General features: G+C 75.1%; 23 protein-coding genes and 1 tRNA gene. 20 read left to right on the top strand and 4 right to left on the bottom strand.

The window, feature by feature from the left end; all coding sequences use genetic code 11:
• Positions 1-48: 48 nt before the first annotated feature.
• Positions 49-2,700 (top strand): penicillin acylase family protein, encoded by a 2,652-nt coding sequence (locus OSR43_RS03615; RefSeq protein ID WP_302269666.1) that lies wholly within the window; start codon positions 49-51, stop codon positions 2,698-2,700.
• Here OSR43_RS03615 and OSR43_RS03620 read toward each other — a convergent pair.
• Positions 2,672-3,265 carry a 5-formyltetrahydrofolate cyclo-ligase gene (locus OSR43_RS03620; protein ID WP_302269667.1) on the bottom strand — a complete coding sequence of 198 codons (594 nt, stop codon included), beginning with the start codon at positions 3,263-3,265 and terminating at the stop codon, positions 2,672-2,674. The genes OSR43_RS03615 and OSR43_RS03620 overlap by 29 nt on opposite strands.
• A 23-nt stretch (positions 3,266-3,288) precedes the next feature.
• Between OSR43_RS03620 and OSR43_RS03625 the strand changes: the two genes are divergently transcribed.
• The 10 genes from OSR43_RS03625 (at position 3,289) to OSR43_RS03670 (ending at position 13,327) form a co-directional block, all read left to right on the top strand.
• Positions 3,289-4,704, top strand: a complete 1,416-nt coding sequence (locus tag OSR43_RS03625) for a UTP--glucose-1-phosphate uridylyltransferase (protein WP_302269668.1) — start codon at positions 3,289-3,291, stop codon at positions 4,702-4,704.
• Positions 4,697-5,932: a gephyrin-like molybdotransferase Glp gene (glp, locus tag OSR43_RS03630; protein WP_302269669.1), complete on the top strand. Its 1,236-nt coding sequence runs from the start codon at positions 4,697-4,699 to the stop codon at positions 5,930-5,932. The genes OSR43_RS03625 and glp overlap by 8 nt, the downstream gene beginning before the upstream one ends.
• On the top strand, positions 5,932-6,420 hold the full coding sequence (moaC, locus tag OSR43_RS03635; RefSeq protein WP_302269671.1) for a cyclic pyranopterin monophosphate synthase MoaC: 489 nt from the start codon (positions 5,932-5,934) through the stop codon (positions 6,418-6,420). Before glp ends, moaC begins: the two co-directional genes overlap by 1 nt.
• 32 nt (positions 6,421-6,452) lie before the next feature.
• Positions 6,453-6,947, top strand: a complete 495-nt coding sequence (locus OSR43_RS03640; protein ID WP_302271570.1) for a molybdenum cofactor biosynthesis protein B — start codon at positions 6,453-6,455, stop codon at positions 6,945-6,947.
• Positions 6,944-7,543: a GNAT family N-acetyltransferase gene (locus OSR43_RS03645; protein WP_302269672.1), complete on the top strand. Its 600-nt coding sequence runs from the start codon at positions 6,944-6,946 to the stop codon at positions 7,541-7,543. The genes OSR43_RS03640 and OSR43_RS03645 overlap by 4 nt, the downstream gene beginning before the upstream one ends.
• A gap of 167 nt (positions 7,544-7,710) precedes the next feature.
• A complete protein-coding gene (locus OSR43_RS03650; protein WP_302269673.1) occupies positions 7,711-8,586 on the top strand; it encodes a hypothetical protein in 876 nt (291 codons plus the stop codon).
• A 68-nt stretch (positions 8,587-8,654) separates the two neighbouring features.
• Positions 8,655-8,730: transfer RNA gene (locus OSR43_RS03655), tRNA-Ala, on the top strand.
• 544 nt (positions 8,731-9,274) lie between these two features.
• On the top strand, positions 9,275-9,907 hold the full coding sequence (locus OSR43_RS03660) for a DUF2510 domain-containing protein (protein WP_302269674.1): 633 nt from the start codon (positions 9,275-9,277) through the stop codon (positions 9,905-9,907).
• A 100-nt stretch (positions 9,908-10,007) separates the two neighbouring features.
• Positions 10,008-10,706, top strand: coding sequence for a response regulator transcription factor (locus OSR43_RS03665; RefSeq protein ID WP_302269675.1), 699 nt, complete (start codon positions 10,008-10,010; stop codon positions 10,704-10,706).
• Positions 10,703-13,327 carry a DUF4153 domain-containing protein gene (locus OSR43_RS03670; protein ID WP_302269676.1) on the top strand — a complete coding sequence of 875 codons (2,625 nt, stop codon included), beginning with the start codon at positions 10,703-10,705 and terminating at the stop codon, positions 13,325-13,327. The genes OSR43_RS03665 and OSR43_RS03670 overlap by 4 nt, the downstream gene beginning before the upstream one ends.
• Positions 13,328-13,363: 36 nt before the next feature.
• Here OSR43_RS03670 and OSR43_RS03675 read toward each other — a convergent pair whose 3' ends face one another.
• Positions 13,364-13,768, bottom strand: coding sequence for a ChaB family protein (locus OSR43_RS03675; protein WP_302269677.1), 405 nt, complete (start codon positions 13,766-13,768; stop codon positions 13,364-13,366).
• Positions 13,769-14,060: 292 nt separating this feature from the next.
• Here OSR43_RS03675 and OSR43_RS03680 point away from each other — a divergent pair, with 292 nt between their 5' ends.
• From OSR43_RS03680 to OSR43_RS03690, 3 genes are read left to right on the top strand one after another with little or no spacing between them, the layout of a single operon-like run.
• Positions 14,061-16,202 carry a DEAD/DEAH box helicase gene (locus tag OSR43_RS03680; RefSeq protein ID WP_302269678.1) on the top strand — a complete coding sequence of 714 codons (2,142 nt, stop codon included), beginning with the start codon at positions 14,061-14,063 and terminating at the stop codon, positions 16,200-16,202.
• Entirely contained in the window at positions 16,202-16,693 is a 492-nt protein-coding gene (locus OSR43_RS03685; protein WP_302269679.1) for a hypothetical protein, read from the top strand. The genes OSR43_RS03680 and OSR43_RS03685 overlap by 1 nt, the downstream gene beginning before the upstream one ends.
• 41 nt (positions 16,694-16,734) lie before the next feature.
• Positions 16,735-16,869: a hypothetical protein gene (locus tag OSR43_RS03690; RefSeq protein ID WP_302269681.1), complete on the top strand. Its 135-nt coding sequence runs from the start codon at positions 16,735-16,737 to the stop codon at positions 16,867-16,869.
• Between the two features lie 541 nt (positions 16,870-17,410).
• On the opposite strand, the gene OSR43_RS03695 is transcribed toward OSR43_RS03690, so the two are convergent.
• Positions 17,411-17,821 (bottom strand): pyridoxamine 5'-phosphate oxidase family protein, encoded by a 411-nt coding sequence (locus OSR43_RS03695; RefSeq protein ID WP_302269682.1) that lies wholly within the window; start codon positions 17,819-17,821, stop codon positions 17,411-17,413.
• 77 nt (positions 17,822-17,898) lie between these two features.
• Entirely contained in the window at positions 17,899-19,539 is a 1,641-nt protein-coding gene (locus OSR43_RS03700) for a dolichyl-phosphate-mannose--protein mannosyltransferase (protein ID WP_302269683.1), read from the bottom strand.
• Positions 19,540-19,606: 67 nt separating this feature from the next.
• On the opposite strand from OSR43_RS03700, the gene rsmI reads away from it, so the two are divergent.
• From rsmI to OSR43_RS03730, 6 genes are all read left to right on the top strand, one after another.
• Positions 19,607-20,446, top strand: a complete 840-nt coding sequence (gene rsmI, locus OSR43_RS03705) for a 16S rRNA (cytidine(1402)-2'-O)-methyltransferase (protein WP_302269684.1) — start codon at positions 19,607-19,609, stop codon at positions 20,444-20,446.
• 2 nt (positions 20,447-20,448) lie between these two features.
• On the top strand, positions 20,449-21,291 hold the full coding sequence (locus OSR43_RS03710) for an alpha/beta fold hydrolase (protein ID WP_302269685.1): 843 nt from the start codon (positions 20,449-20,451) through the stop codon (positions 21,289-21,291).
• Positions 21,288-22,154, top strand: coding sequence for a TatD family hydrolase (locus OSR43_RS03715; RefSeq protein WP_302269686.1), 867 nt, complete (start codon positions 21,288-21,290; stop codon positions 22,152-22,154). Before OSR43_RS03710 ends, OSR43_RS03715 begins: the two co-directional genes overlap by 4 nt.
• Positions 22,155-22,424: 270 nt before the next feature.
• Complete coding sequence (locus tag OSR43_RS03720) at positions 22,425-23,588, top strand: resuscitation-promoting factor (RefSeq protein ID WP_302269687.1); 1,164 nt, start codon at positions 22,425-22,427, stop codon at positions 23,586-23,588.
• A gap of 10 nt (positions 23,589-23,598) precedes the next feature.
• The gene (rsmA, locus tag OSR43_RS03725; RefSeq protein WP_302269688.1) at positions 23,599-24,477 is read left to right on the top strand and encodes a 16S rRNA (adenine(1518)-N(6)/adenine(1519)-N(6))-dimethyltransferase RsmA; all 879 of its coding nucleotides are present in this window, start codon (positions 23,599-23,601) and stop codon (positions 24,475-24,477) included.
• On the top strand, positions 24,474-25,379 hold the full coding sequence (locus OSR43_RS03730) for a 4-(cytidine 5'-diphospho)-2-C-methyl-D-erythritol kinase (RefSeq protein ID WP_302269689.1): 906 nt from the start codon (positions 24,474-24,476) through the stop codon (positions 25,377-25,379). The genes rsmA and OSR43_RS03730 overlap by 4 nt, the downstream gene beginning before the upstream one ends.
• Positions 25,380-25,382 lie beyond the last annotated feature (3 nt).

Here is a 25,382-nt window from a genome sequence, read left to right on the forward strand (position 1 = left end):
CTCTCGTGGTGCGACTGCCAATTCTAGGACACGGCAGAATGACACACCATGTCCGACCAGCAGGCCGACCGTCCGACCTCCCCGCCGGAGGCCGGGGCGAGCACGCGGCGCCGCCGCCGTCCGCTCGCCGCGCTGCGCGCCTGGCCGCGGTGGGCCCGCCTGTCGACGTACGTCGCCGGCGGGCTGGTCCTGGTGCTGCTCGCCGCCACCGTGACGGTCGGGGTGCTGGTGCGCCGGCCGCTCCCGCAGACGTCGGGCTCGGCCGAGCTGACCGGCCTCGAGGGCGACGTGGAGGTGGTGCGCGACGAGCACGGCGTGCCGCAGCTCTACGGCGACAGCCTCGAGGACCTCGTGCGTGCGCAGGGCTACGTCCACGCCCAGGAGCGGTTCTTCGAGATGGACGTGCGCCGTCACGCGACGGCCGGGCGGCTGGCCGAGATGTTCGGCGAGGACGCGCTCGAGAGCGACGAGGCGGTGCGCACCATGGGCTGGCGGCGCGTGGCCGAGCGCGAGCTGGCGGTCATCGCCCCGCGGACCCGCCAGCTGCTCGAGGCGTACGCCGCCGGCGTGAACGGCTACCTCCACGAGCGCTCGGCGTCGGAGCTGGCCGTGGAGTACACCGTCCTGAACGCCTCCGGCCTCGGCTACCGGCCCGAGGACTGGACCCCCGTCGACTCGCTGGCCTGGCTCAAGGCGATGGCGTGGGACCTGCGCGGCAACATGGGCGACGAGGTCGACCGGGCGCTGACGGCGGCCGCGGTGGGCGAGGAGCGCGCCGAGGAGCTGTGGCCGGCGTACCCCTTCGACCGGCACGAGCCGATCGTCGGCCGCGGCGCCGTCGTCGACGGGGTCTTCCAGGCCGACGCCACGACCGGCGGCACCCGGCTGCCCCAGCGGCCGGCCTGGCGGGCCGACGCGCGCGCGGGCCAGCGGGCGGCGCTGCGCCGGGTGCGCGACGCGCTGGACGCGGTGCCGTCCTGGCTGGGCCGGGGCGACGGCATCGGCTCCAACAGCTGGGTGGTCGACGGCGAGCACTCCGCGACCGGTGAGCCGCTGCTGGCCAACGACCCGCACCTCGGGGCGTCGGTGCCGGGGGTCTGGATGCAGATGGGCCTGCACTGCCGCACGGTCTCGGAGGCCTGCCCGCTGCAGGTCGCCGGCTTCACCTTCTCCGGCGTCCCGGGGGTGGTGATCGGCCACAACGCCGACATCGCCTGGGGCTTCACCAACCTCGGCCCGGACGTCACCGACCTCTACCTCGAGCGGGTCGTCGGCGACGGCTACCGCTACGACGGGGAGGTGCGGCCGCTGCGCACGCGGACCGAGACCATCGAGGTCCGCGACGCCGACCCGGTCACCCTCACCGTCCGCTCCACCCGGCACGGCCCGCTGCTCTCCGACGTCGACGACGACCTCGCCGCGATCGGGGAGGACGCCGCGACCGGGGCGGCGGCCGGGCAGGAGTACGGCGTCGCGCTGGCCTGGACGGCGCTCGAGCCCACGACGACGGCCGACGCGATCATCGCGATGAACACCGCGACGGACTGGGAGTCCTTCCGCGAGGCCGCCTCCTCCTTCGCCGTCCCGGCCCAGAACCTGGTGTACGCCGACCGTGCGGGGCACATCGGCTACCAGGCGCCGGGCGTGGTGCCGGTGCGCAAGTCCGGCAACGACGGCCGGTGGCCGGCCGAGGGCTGGCGGCCCGAGGACGACTGGACGGAGGAGAGCGTGCCGTTCGACGGCCTGCCGAACGTGCTCGACCCCGAGGAGGGCTTCGTCGTCACGGCCAACCAGGCGGTCATCGGCCCGGACTACCCCTACGCGCTGACCGAGGACTGGGACCGCGGCTACCGCGCCCAGCGCATCCGTGACCTGCTCGAGGAGGAGGGGGAGCTGACCGTTGAGGAGATGCTCGACGTGCAGCTCGACGACCTCAACCCGATGGCGGGGACGCTCGTGCCCTACCTGCTCGACATCGACCTGCGCCCCGGCTACGCCTCCGACGGCCAGGAGCTGCTGGCCGACTGGGACGGTTCCCAGCCCGCCGACAGTGCGCCCGCGGCGTACTACAACGTGGTCTGGCGCAACCTGCTCGAGCGCACCTTCCACGACGAGCTGCCCGAGGAGCTGTGGCCCGACGGCGGCCAGCGCTGGTTCGCGGTCGTCGGGCGCCTGGTGGGCGCGCCGGCCGACCCATGGTGGGACGACGTGACGACCGAGGACGTCGTCGAGCGGCGCGACGACGTCCTGCGGCAGGCGCTGCTCGACGCCCGCGACGAGATCACCCGGCTGCAGTCGCTGCACCCCGAGGACTGGTCGTGGGGCGGGCTGCACACCCTGGAGCTGCGCTCGGCGACGCTGGGGGAGTCGGGGATCGGGCCGGTCGAGGCGCTGGTCAACCGCGGCGACTGGGAGGTCGGGGGCGGCTCCTCGGTCGTGGACGCGACCTCCTGGGACGCCGCGGAGGGGTACGGCGTCACCGCGGTGCCCTCGATGCGGATGGTCGTGTCGCTCGCCGACCTCGACGACTCGCGCTGGATCAACCTGACCGGGGTCTCCGGCCACCCCGCGAGCGGGCACTACACCGACCAGACCGACCTGTGGGCGACGGGGGAGACGATCGCCTGGCCGTTCTCGACCGAGGCCGTCGACGAGGCCGGCGAGGACGTGCTCAGGCTGGTGCCGGGCCGAACCGAGTGATCCCGCCGGCCGTGGCCGCGGCGAGCACCGGCCGGTCGTGCGGCTCGACGGGGACGTCGAGCCCGACCTCCCCGTCGTGCAGCAGCACGCAGGTCCAGGTGCCGACCGGCACGCGGGCCAGCGCCCGGTCGTAGGAGCCGCCCCCGCGGCCCAGGCGCATCCCGGTCGACGAGACCGCCAGGCCCGGCACGAGCACCACGTCGGCGGTCGCGACCGCCTCGACGCCGAGCGAGTCGACCGGCTCCAGCAGGCCCATCCTGGCCGGGGCGAGGGCGGTGTCGCCGCGCCAGGTGCCCCAGTCCAGGCCCCCGTCGGGGAGCAGGCGGGGGAGCAGGACCCGCTTGCCGGCCGCCGTCAGGCCGTCCAGCAGCGCGGCCGTGCCGGGCTCCACGCCGATCGAGACGTACGCCGCTACGGTGGCCGCGCGGCGTACCTCCGGGGCGGCGAGCAGGTGGCCGGCGGTGGCCCGGGCGGCCTCGCCGAGCTCGAGCAGCGGACGCCGGCGCCGGTCGGCCAGGACCTGGTCGCGCAGGGCCGTCTTGGCGGGCAGTTGCCGGTTGTCCACGCGACGAGCCTACGATCGACGGCATGGGTAGTCCTGGCCTGCAGAAGGCCCGCGAGAAGATGCTCGCCGCCGGCGTGGACGAGGTCGCGATCGAGACCTTCGCGCACTACTACCGGCTCCTCGAGCACGGAGAGACCGGGATGATCCCGGAGTCGACGATCGAGCCGGTGGAGATGGAGTCGCTGGCCGACGTCGACCTGCCCGCGGAGGTGGGCGCGGAGGCGCTGCGCACGACCGCGGTCATCAAGCTCAACGGCGGCCTCGGCACGTCGATGGGCATGGACCGTGCCAAGTCGCTGCTGTGCGTGCGCCGCGGGCTGTCGTTCCTCGACATCATCGCCCGCCAGGTGCTGCACCTGCGCACGGTGCACGGCGCGACGCTGCCGCTGATCTTCATGAACAGCTTCCGCACCTCGGGCGACACCATGGCCGCCCTGGCGCGCTACGGGGACCTGCCCGTCGAGGGCCTGCCGCTGGAGTTCCTGCAGAACAAGGAGCCCAAGCTGCTGGTCGACGACCTCACCCCGGCCTCCTGGCCGCGCGACCCCGCGCTCGAGTGGTGCCCGCCGGGCCACGGCGACCTCTACACCGCCCTGCGCGGCACCGGGCTGCTCGACCGGCTCGTCGAGGCCGGCTACGAGCGGGTCTTCGTCTCCAACTCCGACAACCTCGGCGCGGTTCCCGACCCGACCGTCGCGGGCTGGTTCGCCCAGTCCGGCGCGCCGTTCGCGATCGAGGCCGTGCGGCGCACCGCCTCGGACCGCAAGGGCGGCCACTTCGCCCGCCGCCGCTCCGACGGCCGGATCGTGCTGCGGGAGACCGCGCAGACGCTGGAGGAGGACAAGGCCGCGCTCGCCGACCTCGAGCGGCACCGGTTCACCTCCACCAACAACCTGTGGTTCGACCTGCGCGCGATGAAGGAGGCGCTCGACGTCCGCGAGGGCATCCTCGGGCTGCCGATGATCCGCAACGTCAAGAACGTCGACCCGGGCGACAAGACCTCGCCCGAGGTGGTGCAGATCGAGACCGCGATGGGTGCGGCGATCGAGGTCTTCGAGGGCTCGACCCTCATCGAGGTCGGCCGCGACCGGTTCGTCCCGGTGAAGACGACCAACGACCTGCTGGTGCTCCGCTCGGACGTCTACGACATCGGCCAGGACTTCGTGCTCGACCAGGTCTCCGAGGGGATCCCGTTCGTGGACCTCGACCCCGAGCACTACAAGCTCGTCGGCGAGTTCGACAAGCGCTTCCCCGAGGGTGCGCCGTCGATGCGCGAGGCGTCCTCGCTGCGGGTCAACGGCGACTGGACGTTCCTCAAGGGCGTCCAGGTCGTCGGCGACGTCGCGCTCGACGGCGGCTCCAACCGCCGCGTCGACGCCGGCACCGTGCTGGGGGCCGAGGGCGCCGGGACCTCCGGGGGCGCGGCCAGGCATGGCTGACCCCGCACCGCGCTCGGTCGACGAGCACCTCGAGCGGGTGCTCGCCGACATCGAGCCGCTGGCCGCCCACCCCCAGCCGCTCATGGACGCGCTCGGGCTGGCCGCCGCCGAGGACGTCGTCTCGACGCTCCGGCTGCCGGGCTTCGACAACTCCGGCATGGACGGGTACGCCGTGCGGCACGCCGACGTGGTCACCGCGGGCGCCGAGCACCCGGTGCACCTGCCGGTGGTCGGCGAGATCGGCGCCGGGCAGTCCACCGGCCTGCTCGCCCTGCCCCCGGGCACGGCGGCCAAGATCATGACCGGCGCGCCGGTGCCCTCCGGGGCCGACTGCGTGGTGCCGTACGAGTGGACCGACCGTGGCGTCGCGCAGGTGCGCGTCGACCGCGCTCCCGCGCTGGGGCAGCACGTGCGCCGGGCGGGGGAGGACGTCGCCGAGGGCGACCTGCTCGTCGAGGCCGGCACCGTGCTGGGCCCGCGCCACCTCGGGCTGCTCGCCGCCGTCGGCCGCCCGACCGTCGTGTCCCGGCCGCGGCCGCGGGTGGTCGTGCTCTCGACCGGCTCGGAGCTGCGCGAGCCCGGCCAGCCGCTGGGCACCGACTCGATCTACGACGGCAACTCCTTCCTGCTCGCCGCCTCCGCCCGCCGGGCCGGCGCGATCGCCTACCGGGTCGGGATCGTCCCCGACGAGCCGCGGGCGTTCCTCGACGCGCTGGAGGACCAGCTGGTCCGCGCGGACGTCGTGGTCACCTCCGGCGGCGTCTCCCAGGGCGACTTCGACATCGTCAAGGAGGCGCTGCGGCCCCGCGGCGTGTGGTTCGGACCCGTCGCGATGCAGCCCGGGAAGCCGCAGGGCTTCGGCCACGTCGGCGAGGACCGGGTCCCGATCTTCACGCTGCCGGGCAACCCGGTCTCGTCCTACATCTCCTTCGAGACCTTCGTGCTGCCCGCCCTGCGCAAGATGATGGGCCTGGCTCCGTGCTCGCGGCCGCAGGTGACCGCACGCCTCACCCACGCCGTCACCTCGCAGGCGGGGAAGCGGCAGTTCCTGCGCGGCGCGCTCGACCACTCCGGCGCCGGCCTGCAGGTCGCTCCGGTCGGCGGCCCGGGCTCGCACCTGATCGGCGACCTGGCCGCCTCGGACTGCCTGGTCGTCGTGCCCGAGGACGTCACCTCGCTGGCGCCGGGCGACACCGTCTCCGTCGTCCGCCTGGACCAGGAGTTCTGATGGCCGCGCCCGAGCAGCAGCACCGGCTCACCCACGTCGACGACGCCGGCGCCGCCCGGATGGTCGACGTGTCCGCCAAGGACGTCACCGCCCGCACCGCCACCGCCACCGGACGGGTGCTGGTCTCCGCCGACGTCGTCGGGCTGCTCCGCGGGGCGGGCGTGCCCAAGGGCGACACCCTCGCGGTGGCCCGGCTCGCGGGCATCATGGGCGCCAAGCAGACCTCCGCGCTGATCCCGCTCTGCCACCCGCTGGCGCTGTCGGCGGTCACGGTCGACCTGAGCGTCACCGACGACTCCGTCGACATCGCCGCGACGGTGCGCACCGCCGACCGCACCGGCGTGGAGATGGAGGCGCTCACCGCGGTGTCGGTCGCCGCGCTGACGGTCGTGGACATGGTCAAGGCCGTGGACAAGGCGGCCGTCATCACCGACGTCCGCGTCGAGACCAAGACCGGCGGCAAGTCGGGCGACTGGGCCCGGCCGTGAGCCCCGACGCGGGGCCCGCTCAGGCCGCCGGCCTGCCGGCCGCCGTGGTGGTGGCCTCGAACCGCGCGGCCGCCGGGGTGTACGACGACACCACCGGGCCCCTGATTGTCGCGGCGCTCCGTGACCTCGGCTTCGAGGTCGGCGAGCCGGTCGTCGTGCCCGACGGCGGACCCGTCGGCGAGGCGGTCCGCGCCGCCGTGGCCGCCGGGGCCCGGGTCGTGCTCACCACCGGCGGCACCGGCCTGACGCCCACCGACCGGACGCCCGACGTCACCCGCCCGCTGCTGGACCGCGAGGTCCCCGGCATCGCCGAGGCGATCCGCGCCCGGGGCGTCGCCAACGGCGTCCCGACCGCCTCGCTGTCGCGGGGGCTGGCCGGGGTGGTGGGTACCTGCCTGGTCGTGAACCTCCCCGGCTCGCGCGGCGGCGTCAAGGACGGCCTGGCCGTGCTCGAGCCGCTGCTCGTGCACGCGGTCGAGCAGGTCGTCGGCAGCGACCACGAGCGGAGCGCGGGGAGCCAGGGGTGACCCGGGCCTGGCCGGCGCGGCTCACCTCGCAGGGCGTCACGCTGCGGCCGCTGTCCTACGCCGACGCCGGGCCCTGGCGCGCGGCCCGCCTGCGCAGCGCCGCCTGGCTGCAGCCGTGGGACGCGACCGTCCCCCCGGGCAGCGACCCCCGCCCCACGTCGTACCGCGCGCTCGTCCGGCGCCTGCACCGCCAGGCCCGGGAGGGCACGACGTACCCCTTCGCCGTCGAGGTCGACGACACCTTCGCCGGGCAGGTGACGGTCAACAACGTGGTCCGCGGCTCGGCGCTGTTCGCCTCGATCGGCTACTGGATCGACCGCGACTTCGCCGGCCGGGGGATCATGCCGCGGGCCGTCGCGCTCGCGATCGACCACTGCTTCGGGCCGGTCGGCCTGCACCGGATCGAGGTCGCGATCCGGCCCGAGAACTCCAACTCGCTGCGCGTCGTGGAGAAGCTCGGCATCCGCGAGATCGGCTACGCCCCTCGCTACCTCCACATCGACGGCGCCTGGCGCGACCACCGCCTCTACGCGATCACCAGCGAGGAGTGCCCCGGCGGGCTGCTCGCCCGGCTGGACGCCGCGCCGCAGCGGTAACGCGACGTCCGCTGCTGTGTCGGCACGCGGCAGCGTTCCGACACCGGGGTGAACAGCGCGTTGCATGCGGCGTCGAAACCCAGCGGTCACTCCAGTCACAGGAGCAATTTGCGACACACCTCTTGACATCCGCCCCAGTCGTCGCCCGCCTCCCTAGTCTCGGACCCGTGGACCTGAGCGCACTCATCTTCGTCGCCCTGGCGGTGGCCTGGGCCGTCTACCTGATCCCGAAGGCGCTCAAGCACCACGACGACGTGCAGCGCAGCCGGTCGGTCGACCGCTTCTCCGACACCATGCGGGTGCTCGCGCGCCGGGACCCGGTCGACAGTCGCGGCGCCCGCCTCGTCGTCACCCCGGGCCGCCCGGCGAGCAACGCCGTGGTGGTCACCAAGCCGTCGGTCACCGTCCCCGCCGGCGCGCCGAGCGTACGCCGCGCGGCGGCCGCCCAGGCCGCCCGTCGGCGCCGCCGCGTGCTCGGCGGCGTGCTGGTGCTCAACGCCGTGGTGGTCGCCCTCGCCGCGACCTCGGTGGTCTCGCCCTGGTGGGTCCTCGCGCCCGTCGCCGTGCTCGTCGCGTGGCTCGTCGCCTGCCGGCTGATGGTCCGCCAGGAGCGCGGCCTCGGCCAGCTGCGACGTCCCGGAGCGTCTCCCGCGACGGCCGAGGAGGAGCAGGTCGACGAGGAGCCCGCCGAGGAGGCACCCGCCGGGGAGCCCGTCGCCGAGCCCGTTGTGCAGGCCCCCGTGGCCGACGACACCCAGGGCTTCGACGCGGTCCGTGTCGAGGACCAGCCGCGGGTCGAGCGGGCCGAGGTCGACCCCACCCTGTGGGAGCCGGTCCCCGTGACGCTGCCGACGTACGTCACCAAGCCGGCCGCCCCGCGCCGTACCGTCCGCACCATCGACCTCGACGCCACCGGCGTCTGGACCTCCGGTCGCACCGACGCCGACGCGGCGATCGCCCGCGAGGCCGACCAGGCGGCGCGCGCCGCGAAGGCCGCCGGAGCGGCCTCCGCCGAGGACGACCACCGCGCTGTCGGGTCCTGATTCGGCGCCCGCCGGAGCGGGTGCTAACGTCTTCCCTCGCGTCCCGGGTCCAGCCCAGGGATCGCACTGGGGCTGTGGCGCAGTTGGTAGCGCGTCTCGTTCGCAATGAGAAGGTCAGGGGTTCGAATCCCCTCAGCTCCACCAGACAGAGAACCGCCCCCCACCTGCGAAGCAGGCGGGGGGCGGTTCTGCATCTCGGCGGCGGGACCTGTCTGGCACCCGAGGTGGCACCGGGTCGACGGCGTTCCGCGGCCCGCTCGCCCCGGAGATCCTGCTGGGGTGGCGCCAGGTCGAGAGGCACCGCGAGCCGGGGGGCCTGACGACGTTCGCGGTCGGGGGCGGCGAGCTGCCCTGGCCGATGGTGACGAGGTGCGTGCGGAAGCAGTGCCTGCTCCCGCTGGGGCCGCGCTTCCCGCCCGGGGCGTCCGCGCGGTAGTCCTACCCCAGATGCGGGATGCGCCCCGGCGCGCCTCGTTCCTAGTCTGCCGTTAGGTGGTGTTCGAGGGCGTGCCTCGTGCGACGGCTCGGGGTTGGCTCGAGGCTCCGCCGATCACGGAGGCGCGTGCAGCTCGGCTCCCCGGAAGTAGCCCTTGCTCACCGGGGCGTCGAGCTCGCAGCGCGAGCAGCGCGGGGCCCATGGCGTCGCGCGTCCGGTGTGGCGCCCGGCCGGGGCCGCTAGCGTGCGGCCGTGACCTCGACCCCGCCGCCGCCCGGCTGGTACCCGGACGCCAGCGAGCCGGCGCTGCTGCGCTGGTGGGACGGCCGGGCCTGGACGCCGCACACGGCCCCCGTCCGGCCGCAGCCGGCGCACCCGGCCCAGCCGGCCGCCCACCACCCCGCCTACCCGTCGTACCCGCCCCACCTCCCGGCCCACCTCCCGACCCACGCGGTCCCGGGGACCAGTCGGACCGCCAAGGTCCTCATCGGCCTCGGCGCCGCGGTCTTCGCCCTGGCCTCGGTGGGGGTCGCGATCGCCCTCGTGGTCTGGGGCGACGACCTGGCCGCCTCCGGCGACCCCGCCTTCGCCGACCTGGGCGTCGAGGAGGCGTGCGGGACCACGGTCGAGGAGGCGGTGCGGATCAGCGAGGAGCAGGCCCCGCCGGTGCGCCTGCTCGACGTGCGCGACGTCGAGGTCGTCGTGGACGCGCGCGGGAGCGTCGAGGTGCCGACCGGCCCGGAGGAGGCGACGGTGCTCACCTGCCGGGGGACCGGCACCTGGTCCGACGGCGACCGCAGCACCCCGGTGATCGTGGGCGTGACGGTGGACTCCGAGGGCGACTACTTCGTCCACTACGAGGCCACCACCGGGGCCACCGGCTGACCCGCTGGGCCCCACCCGGCCCGCCCTGTCGGCCGATCTGCACAGGATCTGCACACGTCGTCCCCTGCTCCCGGCGCCCCGCGCTCCTACGCTCGCGGTCATGAGCAGCGCACGCCGTCGCGTCCTCGTCGTCGAGGACGACCCGGTGATCAACCAGGCCCTCGCCGACCGGCTGACCGCGGAGGGGTACGACGTGGTCCGGGCCGTCGACGGGCCCGGCGGCGTGGCGGCGTACGCCGAGCACGCGCCCGACCTGGTCGTGCTCGACCTGATGCTGCCCGGGTTCGACGGCCACGAGGTGTGCCGGCGGATCCAGGCCGACCGGCCGGTGCCGGTGCTGATGCTCACCGCGCGTGCGGAGGAGGCCGACGTCCTCGTGGGGCTGGCGGTCGGGGCCGACGACTACCTGACCAAGCCGTTCCGGATGCGCGAGCTGGTCGCCCGGGTGGCCGCCCTGCTGCGCCGCGTCGAGCGGGCCGGTGAGCTGGCGGGCCGTCGGGCCCTCGAGGTGGGGGACCTGCGGGTCGACGCACCGGCCCGGCGGGTGTGGCGCGGGCAGGAGGAGGTGCGGCTGACGCCGACCGAGTTCGACCTGCTCCTGTGCCTGGCGGCGACGCCCGGCGCGGTCGTCACCCGCGAGCGCCTCCTGGCGGAGGTGTGGGGCTGGGGCGGTGCGTCCGGGACGCGGACGGTCGACAGCCACGTCAAGGGGCTGCGGGCGAAGATCGGGGCGGACCGGGTCCGGACCGTGCACGGCGTCGGGTACGCCCTCGAGACCGCCCCGGATGGTGCGTCGTGACGCCGCAGCCGCTCGCGCCGGTCGGCTCGATCAAGGTCAAGCTCGGCCTGCTGGTCGCGGCCAGCGTGCTGGTCGCGGCGACGGTCGCCACGCTGGGCCGGGCCGCGGGCGTGCCGGCCTGGCTGGGCATCCCGGTCACCGTCGCCCTCGCGCTCGCGGTGACCCAGCTGCTCGCGGTCGGCATGACCTCGCCGCTGCGGCAGATGACGGCGGCCGCGCGGCGGATGGCGACCGGCGACCACGCCGTGCGGGTGGCGGAGACCTCGCGCGACGAGGTGGGCGAGCTGGCGCGGGCGTTCAACACGATGGCCCGCGAGCTCGCCAGCGTCGACCGGCAGCGCCGGGAGCTCGTGGCGAACGTCAGCCACGAGCTGCGGACGCCGCTGACCGGCCTGCGGGCGGTGCTGGAGAACCTCGTCGACGGCGTCGGTCCCGCCGATCCCGCGGCGCTCCAGGCGGCGCTGGACCAGGCCGAGCGCACCAGCGGCCTGGTCGAGGACCTCCTCGACCTCGCCCGGGTGGACGCCGGCCGCGCCCCGCTCACCCCCCAGCCGGTCCGGCTCGCAGGGCTGTTGGCCGACGCCGTCGCGGAGGCGAAGGTGCTCGGCCGCCCGGTGTCGTACGACGTGCGCGTCGAGCCGGCGGACCTGGTCGTCGCCGCCGACCCGGCGCGGTTGCGCCAGCTCGTGGCGAACCTGCTCGACAACGCCTCGCGTCACAGTCCCGCGGGGGCGAAGGTGCGGGTGAGCGGCGTGCAGGCGGGGGAGCGCTACCTGCTGGAGGTCGCCGACGAGGGACCGGGCGTGCCGACGACGGACCGCGAGCGGGTCTTCGAGCGGTTCGGCACCCTCGGTGGTGCCGGCGACGGCACCGGCGGCACGGGCCTCGGGCTCGCGATCGCCCGGTGGGTGAGCGACCTGCACGGCGGGACGATCGGGTTCGTCGACCCCGAGGCGGACAGGAGCGGCGCCCGGGTGCGGGTCGACCTGCCGCTGGCGCCGCGGGAGCGGGTGACCGTCACGGCTCCCTCCTCCCCGGCGCCGGGTGGCGAGCCCCCCGAGCAGCCGGCCGAGGAGCCGGCCGAGGAGCCGGCCGAGGAGCCGGCCGAGGGGCCGGACCCGGCTGACCGACCGGTGGCCCCGCCCGGCCTGCTCGACGAGCTCTTCGCGGGGTTCTGGCCGGCCCGCGCCGTGCCGCCGCGGGTCGGGCTGCTCGCCGGCGCGGTCGCCACCGGTGTGCTGGCGGCGGCGCTGCTGCCCGACCGCGGCTTGGGCCTCGGGACGTTCCTCGTGCTGCTCGCCGCCGGCGGGGTGCTGGTGGCCGCGAGCCCGCACCGCCGCGAGCCCTGGACGGCGGCCTGCGCCGCGCTGTCCCTCCTGCTGGCCGCGACCGCGCTGCTGCGCGACGCGGAGTGGCTCGTCGTGCTCTGCCTGCTCGCCGGGGTGGCCACGGCGCTGTGCGGGGCCACGCGGGCCCGCACCGCGGCCGGGATCGTGCTCTCGGGCCTGGCCTGGCCGCTGGCCGGCCTGCGCGGGCTGCCCTGGCTGGGCCGCACGGTCGGGACCCTCACCGGGCTCGGCCGGGGCGCCGCCGTGCTGCGCACCGTCGTGTGGTCGGTGCTCGGCCTGGTGGTGTTCGGCGCGCTGCTCGTCTCCGCCGACGCCCTGCTCGCGCGGTGGGCCGACGCGGTGGTGCCCGACCTGACCTCCGACCTGCTGGTGGCGCGGGTCTTCCTCACGGTGGCGGTCGGCGGCGTCGTGCTGGCCGCGGCGTACCTCGCCCTCGACCCCCCGCGTGTCGACCGCACCGAGCGCGGCCCGCGCCCGGTCGCGCGCCGGTTCGAGTGGCTGGCTCCGGTCCTGGTCGTCATCGGCGTCTTCGCGGTGTTCCTCGCCGCGCAGGCGACCGTCGTCCTCGCCGGGCACGACCACCTGCGGCGGACGACGGGGCTGACCTACGCGGAGTACGTCCACCAGGGGTTCGGCCAGCTGACCGTCGCCACCGCGCTCACCCTCCTGGTGGTGTGGGCCGCCGCCCGGAAGGCGCCCCGGGCGACCCCCGCCGACCGGGCGTGGCTGCGCGGGGCCCTCGGCCTGCTCTGCCTGGAGACCCTGGTCGTGGTCGCCTCCGCGCTGTACCGGATGCACCTCTACCAGGAGGCCTACGGCTTCACCCGCCTGCGCCTGCTCGTCGACGTCGTCGAGGGCTGGCTGGGGCTGCTCGTGCTCGCGGTGCTCCTCGCCTGCCTGGTCGGCCGGCGGACGACCTGGTTCCCGCGGTTCGCGCTCGTCAGCGGCGTCGTCGCGCTGCTCGGCCTGGCCGCGGTCAACCCCGACGCCTGGGTGGCCGAGCACAACCTCGAGCGGTACGCCGACACCGGCCGCCTCGACCCGGCCTACCTGCAGGGGCTCTCCGACGACGCGGTGCCCGCGCTGGTCGACCGCTCCGCGGACCTGCCCGACGACCTGCGCGCGGGCGTGCTGGCCGGCCGCGAGCGGACCGGGCAGGACGGCGACGTGTGGGAGTGGAACCTCGGGCGGTCGCGCGCGGACGACGCGCTGGCCGGCGCGACCCTCACCGAGCCGGCCGCGGGGTGCGCGTCCCGGACGACGGTGGACTAGCGGGCCGGCCCGGCTGAGGGCCGGCCCAGGACCGGCTCAGGACCGGCTCTTGCGGGTCTCCTTGCGGTTCGCCTTCTTGATCGCCTCGACCAGCTCGTCCTTCTTCATCGTCGAGCGGCCGGAGATGTCGAGCTTCTTCGCGAGGTCCATCAGGTGCTTCTTGCTGGCGTTGGCGTCGACGCCCTCGGCGGTCCCCCCGCCCTCGCGCGCGGAGCCGCCGGACTTGCTCGCCTGCTTGTCGGACGGGCCCTTCCCGTCCTTGGCCTCCCAGTGGTCGCCGACCTTCTCGAAGGAGTGCTTGAGCGCGGCGAACGCGGTGCGGTGCGCGCGCTCGCCCTCGCCGTACTCGTCGACAGCGCTGTCGTGGGCCTTGGACCAGGTGCGCTGGGCCTTCTTCGGCGAGCGCTGGATGGTCGAGGGCAGCTCTTCCTTGGCGGGCATCGTGGCCTCCTGGACGCATCGGACGGTGGTGTGCGGTCCTGGTACCCACCGGTAGGCACGCCGATCCCGCACGCGGGGTGACCGCGCGCTACAGTGGACGGGCCGGTCCGCGACGTACCTCCGCCGTCGTCGCAGGACCGGAGCCGCGGCCACCGACCGGTGGTCGCCAGATCCACACCGCGTGCGGACGTCTGCCTCGCCAGTCGTCGCCTCGCCCCCGCAGCAGCGGCCGGCAGCGCGTGCGGTGTCGGTGTCCCGCCGTGCTTGTGCACGGCACCGGGAGGAGAAGGCTTTGGCTCGAGGAGGCCAGCGCCGGACCGGCGCGCCCCGCAACGCCCCGCGCCGCCGCGCACGGGAGCTCGACAACGAGGGACTAATCCCGGTCCTCGCCCGCGCCGTGCGCGAGGTCGAGGCCAGTGCCCAGCGCGGCACGGTCAGCCCGTCGGCGCGCACGAAGTTCCAGGTCGTCGCCCTGCTCGCCCGCGAGGAGCGCTCGCGCGTCAAGGCCGACACCGAGCAGACCGAGGCCCAGAAGGCCGAGCAGCTCAAGCGGCTCGACGGCATCGGCACGATCCTGGCCAAGACCACCGCCCGCGACACCTCGCTGCTCTCGCTGCTGGCCGAGGACGCGCAGGTCTCCGACTCCGCCCACGAGCTGAAGCTGCGGATGCTCCGCGCCGCCGGGATGGAGCCGGACCCCGAGCCCGAGCCCGAGGCCGAGGAGGCGCTGGTCGGCACACCGGTCACCGAGCGCCGCGTCGTGCCGCAGTCGGTCATCGCCCGCCAGCTCGCCAACCCGTTCCTGGCCCCCGACTTCAGCGTCGCCGAGGCCCGTGCCAGCCACCCCCGCCGGCTGGCGACCTGGGAGCTGCTCGGCCCGCTCTTCCGCTCCTTCGAGTACGGCGGCGCCGGGGCCGTGTCCTGCATGCCGCTCCCGGACCCCGAGGAGGTCAAGGTCCCGGGTGACCGCGAGCTGATGCCGCACCAGGCGCAGCTGGTGGCCGCGGCCGCGAAGGGACACCGCACCTTCCTGCTCGCCGACGAGCCCGGCCTGGGCAAGACCGCGCAGGCCCTGCTGGCCGCGCAGGCCGCCGAGGCGTTCCCGCTGCTGGTCGTCGTGCCGAACGTCGTGAAGACCAACTGGGCCCGCGAGGCCGGTCTGTGGGTGCCCAACCGCCCCGTGACCGTCATCCACGGCGACGGCGCGAACGTCGACGGCTTCGCCGACATCGTGGTCGTCAACTACGAGGTGCTCGACCGCCACGTCGGCTGGCTCGGGGACTTCGGCTTCCGCGGGATGGTCGTCGACGAGGCGCACTTCATCAAGAACAAGACCTCCCAGCGCTCCCAGCACGTGCTGCAGCTCTCCGACCGGATCCGCCAGCGCATCGGCCGGCCGCTGATGATGGCGCTGACCGGCACGCCGCTGATCAACGACATCGAGGACTTCCGCGCGATCTGGCAGTTCCTCGGCTGGATCGACGACAAGCGCCCGCTGGGCCGGCTCATGGACGCCCTCGAGGACACCGGTCTGACCCCGGCCGACCCGCCGTTCTACCCCGCGGCGCGCCGCTGCGTCATCGACATGGGCATCGTGCGCCGCCGCAAGGTCGACGTCGCCGCCGACATCCCCGCCCGCCGGGTCGCCGACCTCCCGGTCGAGCTGGACGACGAGGCCGGCCGCTCCATCCGCGCCGCCGAGCGCGAGCTCGCGCGCCGCCTCGTGGAGCGGTACGACACCGCGCTGGCCACCCGCACGTCGGGCCAGACAGTCGAGGGCATCGACCACGAGCTGGTGCGCCGCGTCGCGACGTGGGAGCGCGAGGACACCACCGACAACACCTCGGGCGAGAACGTCTTCGGGATGATGCGCCGCATCGGCCAGGCCAAGGCCGGGCTCGCCGCCGACTACGCCGCCCAGCTCGCGCGCAACGTGGGCAAGGTGGTGTTCTTCGCCAAGCACGTCGACGTGATGGACGTCGCCGAGGACACCTTCGCCCGCCGCGGGATCCGGTACTCCTCCATCCGCGGCGACCAGACCTCCCAGGCCCGGCAGCGCAACATCGACGCGTTCGTCAACGACCCCGAGGTCGAGATCGTCGTCTGCTCGCTGACCGCGGCCGGCGTCGGGCTCAACCTGCAGGTCGCCTCCAACCTGGTGCTGGCCGAGCTGTCGTGGACCGACGCCGAGCAGACCCAGGCGATCGACCGCATCCACCGCATCGGGCAGGAGGAGCCGGTCACCGCCTGGCGGATCATCGCCGCGCAGACCCTCGACACCCGGATCGCCGAGCTCATCGACAGCAAGGCCGGCCTCGCCGCCCGCGCGCTCGACGGGTCCGACACCGAGCTGCCCAACAGCGCCGACATCCAGCTCGAGGCCCTGGTCGCGATGCTGACCGACGCGCTGGTCAAGCGCGGGGACGCCGCCTGATGCGGACCGGCCGGCGGCGTCGTACGACGGGCGCGGGCGCCGTGGCGGTGCTCGCGGCGCTGGCCCTGGCCGGCTGCTCCTCCGAGCCCGAGCCGCTGCCGGTCGGGCCGGACGGGTCGGGCGCCTACCGGTCGGCCGAGCGGATCACCGCGACGCTGCCGACGCCCGACGGCGACGGACCCGCGCTCGGCCGCGCCGAGATCGCGCCGTCCGGCGACGGCGTGCGGCTCGAGGTGCGGGTCAAGGAGGCCGACACCGGCACCTGGACCGTCGCGCTGCTGCCGGGCACGACCTGCGACGAGCAGGCGGAGGCCGGCCAGGACGAGCAGGGCGCCGGCCTGCCCGACCTCCCCGACCTCGAGGTGGGGGAGACCGGCTCGGGCCTGCTGGACGCCGAGCTGGACCTGACCATGGCGGACCTCGAGGACGGCGCAGCCCTGGTCGTCGACGGGCCCGGGGGCACCAGCTGCGGGAACCTCGCGGACTACTGATCCGCCGGTGCGCAGCGGTGCCGGCGGGTACCGGACCGGGCATGACCACCGAACCGCTGACCCCCGAGCCCCTGACCGACCCCGATCCCGACATCGTGCCGAGCACCGACCCGGCCACCTCGCCGATCCCCACGCCCGACACCCCGCCGACGGAGCCGTCCCCCGCGGGTGCCTGACCGCCCGCCGCCGCGGCGGGCTTGACCTGGGACGATGCGGGCGTGAACGCGCCCGTCGACCCCTCCCCGCCCCTCGCGCGGGTGCTGCTGGGGCTGCTGGTCCTGGCGGTGACCCTGGTGCTGCTCGGCGCCCCGGTGTGGGCGTTCATGCACGGCTCGGCCTCCGGGTGGACCGACGAGCGCACGGTCCTCGCCCGGGTCGCCGCCGGTGCCGAGTGCCGCACCGGGCCGCCGCCGGGGGACCCACGCACCTGCGACGCGACGTGGCGGGACGGCGACGCGGTCGTCGAGGGCGAGGTGAGCGACCGGTACGGCGGGCCGGAGCCGCGCGCCGGCGAGGACGTCGAGGCCCGCGTCGTGGGCGACGGCCTGGCCTTCACCGGCTACCAGGGAGCGCTGCTCGGCTGGGGCCTCGCCGCGCCGTACCTCGCGGTCGGCGGGCTGGCGCTCGGCGCGCTGGCGGTGGCCGGACTGGTGCGGATCGACCCGCGCTGGGCCGCCCCCGGTGGGAGCCGGCCGGGGCGGCCCCCGGCCGAGACGGTCAGAACAGCCCGCGCGACCCCAGGAACCGGTCGACGGAGATCCGCAGCGCCACCCGCTCGGCGTTCTCGCGCGGCTGGCGGTAGCGGCCGGCATACCGCTCGACGGCGCGCGCCACGTCGCCGGCGTCGGAGGTGACCACGGCCGTCCCCTCGAGCGTCGACCAGCGGGCCCCGTCGACCTGGCACACCGCGACCGGACCGGGGGCGGCGAGCAGGTTGCGCACCTTGCGGGAGGTGCGCGAGGAGATCACCCAGGCGCACTGCTGCTCCGGGTCCAGCGCGCAGCCGACCGGGACGACGTGCGGGCGGCCGTCGGGCCGCAGCGTGGTGAGCGTGCACAGGTGCCGCTCGGTCCACATCTGTGCGAGCGGGGCGGGCAGGGACGACCAACCGGGCCGGAAGGAGCTCACGGACGGTGACGCTACCCGCCGGCGGGCGGGCACCCGTCCGGCCGGACCCAGCGCTGGACCCAGCGCTCGATCCGGCGCTAGATCCAGCGCTGGAACCAGATCCGGTCGAGCCACTCCGAGTGCGTGAGCAGCCCGTTGGTGTAGACCGGCCAGAACCAGGCGAAGTTCAGCAGCACCAGCACGACGAAGGAGCCCGAGAGCACCACGCCGACCGTCCGGCGTGGGGTCGGGACGCGCGAGGGCCCGACCAACCTGCCCATGGCGAGCACGATCGCGATCACGACGAACGGCAGCGAGAGCGAGACGTAGAACAGGAAGATCGGCCGGTCGTCGTACTGCAGCCAGGGCAGCCAGGTCGACGCCGTCCCCACCACGGCCACGCCCGCCCGCCAGTCCCGGGCGCCGACCCAGGTGGCGACGGCGACGAGCAGGGCGAGCAGCCCGCCCCACCACAGGACCGGGGTGCCCAGCAGCAGCACCTGGCGCAGGCAGTCGCTGCCCTCCGGTGCGTCGCAGCCCCGGGTGCCCGGCTCGATCCCGGTGTCGGCCGCGACGCCGACCGGCCGGTTCATCAGCAGCCAGCCCGACGGCTTCGAGGCGTAGGTGTGCGAGCTGCAGCTGAGGAAGTGGGTGTGGAAGGTGAACAGGTCCTGGTGGTAGCTCCACAGCGACCTCAGCGACTGCACGGCCTCGGCCGGGCCGGAGGCGTCGGGCTCGGTGGCGGTCGGCCAGCGCCTCCCCTCCGCCGGCGCCCCGTCGACGAACGAGTCGCCCTCGCACTGGCCGGTGCCGGAGTAGCGGGTGTACTGGGTGGAGGACAGGCTCTGCTCGTACTCCGGGGCGTGCACCAGCCAGCCGGTCCACGACGCGACGTACACGACCATCGCGACGAGCACCATCCACGCGAACGCCGGGACGCCGTCGACGAGCGCCGAGCGCAGGGTCGCCCGCCGCACGCCCGCCGCCCGGCGGGCCCCCGCGCTCCAGGCCCAGACCAGGATGCCGAAGGCGGCCAGGGGGTACGCCGCGGTCCACTTGGTGCCGAGCGCCAGGCCGAAGCAGACCCCGGCCCCGAGCAGCCAGGGCCGCCACAGCAGCCCGCGGACCGGGCCCCAGCCGCTGGCGACCGGGTCGGGGGCGAGCGCGGCCAGCCGGGCGCGGTACCAGTCCCGGTCGGCGACCACGCACGCGACGGCGCAGAGGGTGAAGAAGGCCAGGAAGATGTCGAGGAGCGCGAGCCGGGAGAGCACGAAGTGCAGCCCGTCCAGGCTCAGCAGCAGCCCGGCGGTCAGCCCGAGCACCGTGGAGCCGGTCATCCGCCGGACGAGCCGCACCATCACCAGCACCATCAGCGCGCCGACGACGGCGGAGGCGACCCGCCAGCCGAACGGGTCCATGCCGAAGAGCCGCTCGCCGAGCCCGATCAGCCACTTGCCCACCTCGGGGTGGACGATCATCGAGGGCTCGGACTCCCACAGGCCCTCGGTGGTCCCGGCGAGGATCTGCTCGTTGGCGTCGTCGACGTAGTCGCGGACGTAGCCGTGGTTGGCCAGCGACCAGGCGTCCTTGGCGTAGTACGTCTCGTCGAACTCGAACTCGCGCGGCTCGCCGAGGTTCCACAGCCGCAGGGCCAGCGCGACCAGCGCGAGCGCGATCGCCGCGGTCCACGAGACCACCGGGTCCTCGACCCGCGCCCGGACCGTCCTCGCCGCCGCCACGGGGCAGGACTCTACGGGGGAGGACACGACCGTCGGGGCGCTGACGGGCGGCTGCCATGATCGGCCCATGACCGGCGTCCTCGTCCTCGCCGCCACCCCCATCGGGCGGGTGGCCGACGCGCCGCCCCGGCTGGCCGAGGAGCTCGCGGGCGCCGACGTCGTCGCCGCCGAGGACACCCGGCGGCTCAAGCGGCTCACCTCCGACCTCGGCGTCACCGTCGGCGGCCGGGTGGTGTCGTACTTCGAGGGCAACGAGTCCGCCCGCACGCCGGTCCTGCTCGAGGCGCTGCTGAACGGCGACCGGGTGCTGCTCGTGACCGACGCCGGCATGCCGAGCGTCTCCGACCCCGGCTACCGCCTCGTCGCCGCGGCCGTCGAGCACGACGTGCACGTGACCGCCGTGCCCGGGCCCTCCGCGGTGCTGACCGCGCTGGCGGTCTCCGGGCTGCCGGTCGACCGGTTCTGCTTCGAGGGCTTCCTGCCGCGCAAGGCCGGCGAGCGGGCGCGGCGGCTCGCCGGGCTCGCCGCGGAGGAGCGGACGATGGTGTTCTTCGAGGCCCCCCACCGCACGGGGCCGGCGCTGGCCGCGATGGCCGAGGCGTTCGGCGAGGACCGGCCCGCCGCGGTGTGCCGCGAGCTGACCAAGACCCACGAGGAGGTACGCCGCGGCCCGCTCGCCGACCTCGTCGCGTGGGCGGCCGAGGGCGTGCGGGGCGAGGTGACCGTCGTCGTGCAGGGCGCGTCGCCGGTCGCCGAGGTGGGCACCGACCCGGCGAGCCTGCGGGCGGCCGTCGCCGAGCGCGAGGCCGCCGGCACCAGCCGCAAGGAGGCCATCGTCGAGGTGGCCCGCCTGGCCGGGGTGCCGAAGCGGGAGGTCTACGACCTGGTCCACCGGGGAGAGGGATGAGCATGAGCGCACGACTGGAGCGGTTCCACCACGAGGGCCTGACCTTCGACGTCCACGACAGCGGCCCGGAGGACGGCGACCCCGTCGTCCTGCTGCACGGCTTCCCCGAGCGCGCGACGTCGTGGCGGCACGTCGAGCCGCTGCTGCACGCGGCCGGCCTGCGGACCTACGCGCTGGACCAGCGCGGCTACTCCCCGGGCGCCCGGCCCGAGGGACGCAGGCACTACCGCACCGAGCTGCTCGCCGGCGACGTCGAGGCGCTGGTGCGCACGATCGGCCGCCCGGTGCACCTGGTCGGCCACGACTGGGGGGCGATCGTCGCCTGGACCGTCGCCGGTCTTCACCCCGACCTCATCCGGACGCTGACCGCCGTCTCGGTCCCGCACCCCGCGGCGTTCCGTCGCTCGATGACCTCCTCGCCGCAGGCCCTGCGGTCCTGGTACATCGGGCTCTTCCAGGTGCCGCGCCTGCCCGAGCTGCTGCTGGGCCTCTCCGGCGGGCGCTTCCTGGAGCGGGCGATGATCGCGACCGGCATGTCGCGCGAGGACGTCTCGCGGGTCCAGGAGGAGGTCGTGGCGACCGGGGCGCTGCCGCACGCGCTCGGCTACTACCGGGCGCTCCCGCTCTCGGACCGCTCGGTCCTCGGCCGCACCGTCCGGGTCCCTACGACGCTGGTGTGGAGCAGCGGCGACACCGCGCTGGACCGCCGCGGCGCCGAGCTGACCGGCGAGCACGTCGACGCGCCGTACGAGCTGGTCGTGCTCGAGGGGGTCAGCCACTGGATCCCGACGCACGCGCCCGAGGCGCTGGCCGAGGCGGTCCTCGAGCGGGTGGCCGGCACGTGAGCGGGCGGCCCTCGGACCGCCCGCCCGTCCCCGACCCGCTCCCGGCGCCTGTCGTCGACAACCACTGCCACCTCGACATCACCCGGGGCGAGGCCCCGGACGGCCCGGGCGCGCAGGTCGACGTGGCCCCCGCGATCGCCGCCGCCGCGGCGGTCGGCGTGCCCCGGATCGTCCAGATCGGCTGCGACCTGCCCGGCGCCCGGTGGGCGGTCGAGGCGGCGGCGACGTACGACGCGCTCGTCGCCGGGGTCGCGCTGCACCCCAACGAGGCGCCGCGGCTGGTGGCGCAGGGCACCGACCTCGACACCGCGATGGCCGAGATCGAGGCGTTGGCCGGTGCTCACCCGAAGGTGCGGGCGGTGGGGGAGACCGGTCTCGACCACTTCCGGACCGGCGAGGAGGGGCGCGCGGTGCAGGTGGAGTCGTTCCGCCGGCACATCGACCTGGCCAAGCGGCTGGACAAGACCCTCGTCATCCACGACCGCGACGCCCACGAGGACGTGCTGCGCGTCCTCGACGAGGAGGGCGCGCCCGAGCGCTGGGTGATGCACTGCTTCTCCGGCGACGCCGCCTTCGCGCGCGCCTGCCTGGACCGCGGGGCCTACCTCTCCTTCGCGGGCACCGTGACGTTCAGGAACGCCCAGCCGCTGCGCGACGCGCTGGTCGTGACCCCGCGCGACCGGGTGCTCGTGGAGACCGACGCGCCGTACCTCACCCCGCACCCGCACCGCGGCCAGGTGAACGCCTCCTACCTCGTCCCGCTCACCGTCAGAGCGATGGCGGAGGTCCGCGGGGACGACCTCGAGGACCTCTGCGTGGCCATCGACGCCTCGACCGAGGAGGCCTTCGGAGGGCCCTGGTGACCCGGTCGGGCCGCCCCTGAGAGCCCTGATCAATGCACTGAGAGCCTGCCCACAACGGTGGACGAGGGTTTGCGATCGTCTCTCCGGCCTGTTGTGCTGGAGCACTGATGGCCGGGATCGGGACGATCACGCCAGTGCGCGAGGCGCGGACGACCATGGGTGGGGAAGCCCTCGGACGCAGTCGACTCGGGCCTGTCGCGAGCCGCTGGAAGGCGCTCGCGCGGGACGCACGGCAACCCGAGACCCGGGGAGTACGACGTTCGGAGAATCGTGCGCAGCAAGATCGCACACTGGGTGGCCCGGTCCAGCCGCAGCCGCCCCGTGATGGTGGCCCTGGCCGCCGTCGTCGCCCTGGCAGTCGCCGGGACCACCCTGGGCTACTCGGCCCTCAGCAAGTCCGTGACCCTCAGCCTCGACGGTGAGTCCTCGGACGTCAGCTCGATGGCAGCGACCGTCGGCGACGTCCTGGAGGACCAGGGCGTCGAGGTCGGCGAGCGCGACGAGGTCGCGCCCAGCCTCGACGAGGAGGTCAGCGACGGGATGGAGATCTCGGTCCGCTTCGCCCGGCCGGTCGAGCTGACCGTCGACGGCGACACCTCCACCCACTGGGTCACCGCCACCGAGGTGTCCGGTGCCCTCGGCCAGATCGGCCGCAGCTTCGACGGCGCCGACCTGTCGGCCAGCCGTGGCGGGTCGATCGACCGCGAGGGCCTGGCCCTCGAGGTGGTCACCCCCAAGACGCTCAAGGTCAAGCTGGGCGCGAAGGAGTGGAAGAAGCGCACCGTCACCGCGCTCACCGTCTCCGAGGCGCTCGACCAGCTCGGCGTGGACCTCGGCAAGCGCGACGAGACCAAGCCGGCGCTCGACGCCGAGGTCGCCGACGGCGACCGGATCGTCTTCACCGACGTGCGGGTCGAGACCAAGCGCGTGCGGGCGGAGTCGATCGACTTCACCACCACCCGGCGCGAGGACGGCACGATGACCGAGGGCGAGACCAGCACGGTCCGGGCCGGCCGCGCCGGCGTGCGCGACGTGACGTACCGCCTGACCTACCGCAACGGGAAGCTCGTCGGCCGCGTCGTCAAGCGCGCCGAGGTCACCCGCGCCCCGGTCGACGCGATCGTCAAGGTCGGCACCAAGGAGCCCGAGCCGGAGCCCGAGGCCGTCACCGCGCCGAACTACGCCTCCGGCGGCACCGTCTGGGACGCCCTGGCCAAGTGCGAGTCCGGCGGCAACTGGGCCATCAACACCGGCAACGGCTACTACGGCGGCCTGCAGTTCTCGCTGTCGACGTGGCAGGCGTACGGCGGTCCCGGCTACCCGCACCAGCAGAGCCGCGAGACGCAGATCGCGATCGCCGAGAAGGTCCGTGCTGCGACCGGTGGGTACGGCTCCTGGCCCCACTGCTCACAGTCCCTCGGGCTGCCTCAGTAACCTGAGGCCCATGTCTGACACCTCCGCCGGTCCGAGGCTCCTCGGGCCGGCGGAAGTGCGTTCGCTCGCCGCGGCGCTCGACCTCCGCCCGACCAAGCAGCGCGGCCAGAACTTCGTCATCGACGCCAACACCGTGCGCAGGATCGTCCGCGAGTCCGGCGTCACCGCCGAGGACGTCGTCATCGAGGTCGGGCCGGGCCTCGGCTCGCTCACCCTGGCCCTGCTCGAGGTCGCCGGCCGGGTCGTCGCGGTCGAGGTCGACGAGCGGCTCGCCGGCGCGCTGCCCGCCACCATCCGCGAGCACGCGCCCGCCCAGGCCGACCGGTTCGAGGTGGTCCTGGCCGACGCGATGCGCGTGACCGACGTGCCCGGGCCGCCGCCGACGGCGCTCGTCGCGAACCTGCCGTACAACGTCTCGGTGCCGGTCCTGCTGCACCTGCTCCAGCTGCTGCCCTCCCTCGAGCGCGGCCTGGTCATGGTGCAGGCGGAGGTCGCGGACCGGCTCGCGGCCGCCCCCGGCTCCAAGGTGTACGGCGTCCCGTCGGTCAAGGCCGCGTGGTACGCCGACGTCCGCCGCGCCGGCGCGATCGGCCGCAACGTCTTCTGGCCCGCCCCGAACGTCGACTCCGGGCTGGTCGCCTGGAGCCGGCGCGAGCCCCCGGCCACCACCGCCACCCGCGAGCAGGTCTTCGCGGTCGTCGACGCGGCGTTCGCGCAGCGCCGCAAGGCCCTGCGCGGCGTGCTGCGCGGGCTGGCCGGCTCCGCCGAGGCCGTCGACGCCGCGCTGACCCACGCCGGCGTGGACCCGCTGGCCCGCGGGGAGTCGCTGCGGGTGGAGGACTTCGCGCGGATCGCCCAGGGCCTGGCCGGGGCGGGGACGGCGGGATGAGCGCGGTGACCGTGCGCGCCCCCGCGAAGATCAACCTCCACCTGGGGGTCGGCGCGCCGCGCCCCGACGGGTTCCACCCGCTGACGACCGTCTACCACGCGGTCGGCCTCTGCGACGACGTCACCGCGACGCCGGCCGACGGGTGGGGCGTCTCGATGGCGGTGCCCGACTGGGTCAGCGCCGCGGACCTGCCCGCCGACGGCGCCAACATCGTCGACCGTGCCGCCACCCTGCTCGCCGCGCACCACGGCATCCCGCTCACCGGCCTGGTGTCGGTGACCAAGGCGATCCCGGTGGCCGGCGGCATGGCGGGCGGGTCGGCCGACGCCGCGGCCGCCCTGGTCGCCCTGGACCGGGTCTGGGACGTCCGGACCTCCGACGAGGACCTGCTCGCCATCGCCGCCCAGCTGGGCAGCGACGTGCCGTTCGCCCTCGTCGGCGGGACCGCCGTCGGCACCGGGCGGGGCGAGGTCGTCGAGCCGGTCGCCGACCACGGCACCTGGTGGTGGGTCGTCGTCCCCTCCGACGAGGGGCTCTCCACGCCGGCGGTCTACCGCCACTTCGACGAGATGTTCCCCGACGCGGCGCCCGAGCCGTGCGGCGCCGACGCGCTGCTCGCCGCCGTGGCGTCCTGCGACCCGCACCGGCTCGCCGACGTCCTCCACAACGACCTGCAGCTGCCCGCGATCGACCTGCGACCCGACCTCGGCGAGCTCATCGACCGCGGCCAGGGCGTGGGTGCCCTCCGTGGGCTCGTGTCGGGGTCCGGCCCGACGTGCGTGTTCCTCTGCGAGTCCGCCGACCACGCCCGGTCGGTGGCCGCCTCCCTCGAGCAGGACCACCCGCTGGTCCTGGTCGCCAACGGACCGGTGGCCGGCGCCCACCTGGTGGAGTACGCGTAACCC

The sequence above is a fragment of the Nocardioides sp. Arc9.136 genome, assembly GCF_030506255.1.
Classification (GTDB): Bacteria; Actinomycetota; Actinomycetes; order Propionibacteriales; family Nocardioidaceae; genus Nocardioides.

Bases quoted from the DNA above. Each gene is read 5' to 3' on its own strand.
- OSR43_RS03615 (WP_302269666.1), top strand. From the start codon at position 49: ATGTCCGACCAGCAGGCCGACCGTCCGACCTCCCCGCCGGAGGCCGGG.
- OSR43_RS03625 (WP_302269668.1), top strand. From the start codon at position 3,289: ATGGGTAGTCCTGGCCTGCAGAAGGCCCGCGAGAAGATGCTCGCCGCC.
- glp (WP_302269669.1), top strand. From the start codon at position 4,697: ATGGCTGACCCCGCACCGCGCTCGGTCGACGAGCACCTCGAGCGGGTG.
- moaC (WP_302269671.1), top strand. From the start codon at position 5,932: ATGGCCGCGCCCGAGCAGCAGCACCGGCTCACCCACGTCGACGACGCC.
- OSR43_RS03665 (WP_302269675.1), top strand. From the start codon at position 10,008: ATGAGCAGCGCACGCCGTCGCGTCCTCGTCGTCGAGGACGACCCGGTG.
- OSR43_RS03675 (WP_302269677.1), bottom strand. From the start codon at position 13,768: ATGCCCGCCAAGGAAGAGCTGCCCTCGACCATCCAGCGCTCGCCGAAG.
- OSR43_RS03685 (WP_302269679.1), top strand. From the start codon at position 16,202: ATGCGGACCGGCCGGCGGCGTCGTACGACGGGCGCGGGCGCCGTGGCG.
- OSR43_RS03690 (WP_302269681.1), top strand. From the start codon at position 16,735: ATGACCACCGAACCGCTGACCCCCGAGCCCCTGACCGACCCCGATCCC.
- rsmI (WP_302269684.1), top strand. From the start codon at position 19,607: ATGACCGGCGTCCTCGTCCTCGCCGCCACCCCCATCGGGCGGGTGGCC.
- OSR43_RS03710 (WP_302269685.1), top strand. From the start codon at position 20,449: ATGAGCGCACGACTGGAGCGGTTCCACCACGAGGGCCTGACCTTCGAC.
- rsmA (WP_302269688.1), top strand. From the start codon at position 23,599: ATGTCTGACACCTCCGCCGGTCCGAGGCTCCTCGGGCCGGCGGAAGTG.
- OSR43_RS03730 (WP_302269689.1), top strand. From the start codon at position 24,474: ATGAGCGCGGTGACCGTGCGCGCCCCCGCGAAGATCAACCTCCACCTG.